This window comes from Isoptericola sp. NPDC056573 (genome assembly GCF_042793335.1).
In the GTDB taxonomy this organism is placed as follows: Bacteria; Actinomycetota; Actinomycetes; order Actinomycetales; family Cellulomonadaceae; genus Isoptericola.
Genome location: NZ_JBHTUY010000029.1, coordinates 1 through 3,244, shown reverse-complemented (window position 1 = coordinate 3,244; position 3,244 = coordinate 1). Strand labels below are relative to the sequence as shown.

Sequence of the window (3,244 nt, the reverse complement as noted above, 5' to 3'; positions counted from 1 at the left end):
TGTCATTACATCCCCTTTTTAAGTATTAAAAAGAGCATTAGCAATCGCTAACGCTCTATGTCTTGTATGTTGACTTATTAAGCTGGTGTTGGCTGTGTTTTCGTGACGATCTGAGACATTGGAGACTCGCCGCCCTCGTTCACTGCGGTTACATTTACAGTTAACTGCGTATCTGCCGCAATTCCCGTCAGTGTGTGTGATGTAGTCGTGACATTTGCGTCTAACTTCTTCTCTGCGCCTCTATAAACGTTGTATGAGTCCGCCCCTTATACGGCATCCCATTCCACTGTTACACTATCTGAAGTAGCTGTGTACCGTAGATTTTGGGGCGCATTAGGGCGTGGCTGTTGTTTCTGTCGGCTCGCCATTGAGGTGAATTTCAATACTGATTTCACCTTTAGCTCCTGCATCCCCGCCAGGTCCTTCAATAGTCGCAATGGTACAAGGGCATTCAATAATATTTCCGTTCGGCTCTTCCCATTTGAAATTAGTTTCTCGATCAGGGCCAACTTTATATTTTTTGCTGAAAACATACTCTTGCGCTTCATCACCATAATATCTATGACCTTCGAATGCGATTGTTTGTTGGCCGCCTGTTACTGTTGTTTGTTTCATGGTTCCGGTGTTTAAGTATTGCGTTTGGTCGTTTTCTTCGTTCAAACTTGGATCAAAGCTGCTTAATCCTTTCGCAAGTCTTGACCATGTGCGCTCCGTTCCATCTGGTGTAATGTCGATAAAGAATTTATGTGATGAGTTAATTAAGAGACCTTCTTTTTGAGGCATTCAACCCACTCCTTATAGGTATAGTTCCGCTTGAAACATTGCGGTATATATGTGGCCCTCTGGTGTTTGTTCAACCCAGTTAGGCGTTGTGTAAACTTCGCATTTAACAAAAGTAAAAGAGCCGCCACCACTTGTGACCGCTCCGTTAGTTAACGTATCTAATTTGTCTGATATTTGCTGACAAGTTGTGTATGATTTATATTGATCAAGATGTCTGACCAATATCTGAAAGGCAAAAATGTAATTTCGGGACATATCCAGGTTTTTTGTAGGTTTAACGCTTGGGATCGCCAAAATTGAAATGTCGTTCCCGCTTGTCAAAGGGCCTACGGTCAGCGTCTTTTTAAATAAGAGCATGTTACTTTCGATATACTGCTTCATTCGGTCTAAAAAGTCCATAACACACCCCCTAAAAAGTACGATTCCGTAGGTTTTCCATGACTCTCAACCAACGGGGCAGAAAATAAGCCTTTGCCGCTTCAAACCATAGCCCCCGCGCATTCGGGTTTTTATCTTTCGAGAAGTTATACTGTGGGTTATAGTAGACCTTCTTCGCATAAGGTGTGTCCCATATAAGCTTTCCGTTTTCAAGATCAGATGCACGCTGCGAACTGGCAATCAAGTTTCCAGTATCGTGGGGCGCGTAGTAATTCGAATCTTTAAGCACTTCGGACGATAACAGGAATTGACCTTCTTTATCAAAGTTGTCAACCCTGCGCGAAAGGTTCCCAAGATCCACGCGAACATGACTTCTCATTTGATTTCCACCTCATAATGATGGGGTGCGCCTGGGTTTTCATCGTACAATTCTTTGACCTTCTGCACCTCGTATGTTTTCCCGTTAAACGTAACCCTGGATTGCTCTTTCAGCCGCTTGAATGGCTTTGAGTTTAAGCGATCAATAAAGATAATAGACTGGCCTTCCACGTCATTACGGACGTTGTTCCGCATAATGGCCGTGACAGGTTCAACCCTGATCCTCTCAATGGGAATAGGGGCCGCAAAACCGCCGCCCCATCCGTTTGGATTGTCCGTAATCTCTTCATATTCGATTGAATGTATAAGCAGCTCAATAGGGATTGGTTTAGCCATGAACGGACACCCCACGATATAGCAGACCCGTAGGCGCTAAAAATGAGAGTACAGACGGGCTGACACGCGCTGATTGTGTGCCGGAACTGCCATTCGAACTAGAGCCGCCGCCAGTGCTATAGCTGAATGATCCAACGCTGACACTGTTCATGTCATCCATTCCCGCGTTAACCGCCGCATCGCCGCCTTTCATGACGTAAAACTCTACCTGTGCCGCTGTCGCCTTCATAATCAAGTCTCTGAAGAGTGAGGGAAAGCCGCTAATGTCTTTTCCGTATATCTGAAAGTTGGTTACCTGGTCTATAATGTCGCTCGCCCGTTCAATATACCTTTCAAGATCAGCAGAATCAGGGGCCGCAGCCCCTTTGTACACATTGTTATAGTATTCAGGAGTGATATAAGGCATGTTCACCCCTCTTTTCTATTCTTTTTTGCTGTCTTTTTCGGCTTTTTTAGCCTTCTTCAGCTCTGCTTTAAGCTCTTTCACTTCCGCTTCTAGCGCTTCGATTTTGTCTAATGCTTCGTTGTGTTCACCGATAGGGACAGTACGCCCGCCAGTTGCACGCTTCAGAACCTTCCCGCTCTCGTCAATCTGATCATATCCGTCTCTTAAATAACCATTAACGGCCTCGTCTGAGACCGTTAAAACACGATTAAGCTGTTTCCCTTTTGCCATGTGTGAAGTACCTCCTGATTTATTACTGCGCCGCCGCTTTTGTTTTGGTTACGATTTCCGTCATAGGAGACTCGCCACCAGGCCCAACGGCTGTAACATTGATTGTCAGTTGTGTATCGGCGCTCAATCCGTTAGCTGTGTACGATAGATTTTGGGGCGCATTAGGGCGTAGCAGGCGTGATATTGAACGCCATGCCAGGTACTTTACGCTCAATAGCGAATACGTCCCAATATTTGCGCTCAAAGTATAGGAATTTGCCGCCTGTTTTCGCGCTTGGCTGATCAAGTGACACAAATTCATAGCGCTGTGGTGCAAGCATAGAATCAGGGTGAATCAGAATCATGTTAATTTGAACCGCTGAAGGATCTACAACCGCCCCCCGTGTGAAGTCGTACACTGTTTTCATTCTTGCGGACGGAACAGGCTTAACAGTGACTTCATCAAGTGAACGAACACCACGGCTGATATTGCCGTTATTGTTTGTCACTGACAAAGAACGTGAAATTTGTTGCGCGTTTTTAAGAACTGTATAGATTGGCGCAGCTACATATAAAATCCGTCCTTCCAGTGGCACTTCCGCTTCGTCCATTTGTAACATTAGTTCATCATAGACGCCCAAAACATTAGTTTCGTCAATTTTAGTCGTATCGGCTTTCCCGCCATATTGCTGGAATTCAGAATAAAGCTTTGAA

Annotated in this window: 7 protein-coding genes and 1 pseudogene; all 8 read right to left on the bottom strand. The window is 45.0% G+C overall.

Annotated elements, in window-relative coordinates; genetic code table 11:
* Window positions 1–77: 77 nt before the first annotated feature.
* Window positions 78–248 (bottom strand): annotated as a pseudogene (locus ACFQ8E_RS21930) (fibronectin type III domain-containing protein); the annotation flags it as partial.
* A gap of 85 nt (window positions 249–333) precedes the next feature.
* A complete protein-coding gene (locus tag ACFQ8E_RS21925; RefSeq protein ID WP_376912402.1) occupies window positions 334–783 on the bottom strand; it encodes a phage tail tube protein in 450 nt (149 codons plus the stop codon).
* 12 nt (window positions 784–795) lie between these two features.
* On the bottom strand, window positions 796–1,140 hold the full coding sequence (locus ACFQ8E_RS21920; protein WP_382357066.1) for a phage tail terminator protein: 345 nt from the start codon (window positions 1,138–1,140) through the stop codon (window positions 796–798).
* A 52-nt stretch (window positions 1,141–1,192) separates the two neighbouring features.
* Complete coding sequence (locus tag ACFQ8E_RS21915) at window positions 1,193–1,540, bottom strand: minor capsid protein (protein WP_041053019.1); 348 nt, start codon at window positions 1,538–1,540, stop codon at window positions 1,193–1,195.
* On the bottom strand, window positions 1,537–1,875 hold the full coding sequence (locus ACFQ8E_RS21910) for a putative minor capsid protein (protein ID WP_376912395.1): 339 nt from the start codon (window positions 1,873–1,875) through the stop codon (window positions 1,537–1,539). The genes ACFQ8E_RS21915 and ACFQ8E_RS21910 overlap by 4 nt, the downstream gene beginning before the upstream one ends.
* Window positions 1,868–2,281 (bottom strand): hypothetical protein, encoded by a 414-nt coding sequence (locus ACFQ8E_RS21905; RefSeq protein WP_376912396.1) that lies wholly within the window; start codon window positions 2,279–2,281, stop codon window positions 1,868–1,870. The genes ACFQ8E_RS21910 and ACFQ8E_RS21905 overlap by 8 nt, the downstream gene beginning before the upstream one ends.
* A gap of 15 nt (window positions 2,282–2,296) precedes the next feature.
* Window positions 2,297–2,551, bottom strand: a complete 255-nt coding sequence (locus ACFQ8E_RS21900) for a hypothetical protein (protein ID WP_430552647.1) — start codon at window positions 2,549–2,551, stop codon at window positions 2,297–2,299.
* A gap of 161 nt (window positions 2,552–2,712) precedes the next feature.
* Window positions 2,713–3,244, bottom strand: a 532-nt coding sequence (locus ACFQ8E_RS21895) for a hypothetical protein (protein WP_430552646.1), incomplete at its 5' end; no start/stop codon positions are given.

Excerpts from the sequence above, each read along its gene's own strand:
- ACFQ8E_RS21925 (WP_376912402.1), bottom strand. The coding sequence starts at position 783 with ATGCCTCAAAAAGAAGGTCTCTTAATTAACTCATCACATAAATTCTTT.
- ACFQ8E_RS21920 (WP_382357066.1), bottom strand. The coding sequence starts at position 1,140 with ATGCTCTTATTTAAAAAGACGCTGACCGTAGGCCCTTTGACAAGCGGG.
- ACFQ8E_RS21915 (WP_041053019.1), bottom strand. The coding sequence starts at position 1,540 with ATGAGAAGTCATGTTCGCGTGGATCTTGGGAACCTTTCGCGCAGGGTT.
- ACFQ8E_RS21910 (WP_376912395.1), bottom strand. The coding sequence starts at position 1,875 with ATGGCTAAACCAATCCCTATTGAGCTGCTTATACATTCAATCGAATAT.
- ACFQ8E_RS21905 (WP_376912396.1), bottom strand. The coding sequence starts at position 2,281 with ATGCCTTATATCACTCCTGAATACTATAACAATGTGTACAAAGGGGCT.
- ACFQ8E_RS21900 (WP_430552647.1), bottom strand. The coding sequence starts at position 2,551 with ATGGCAAAAGGGAAACAGCTTAATCGTGTTTTAACGGTCTCAGACGAG.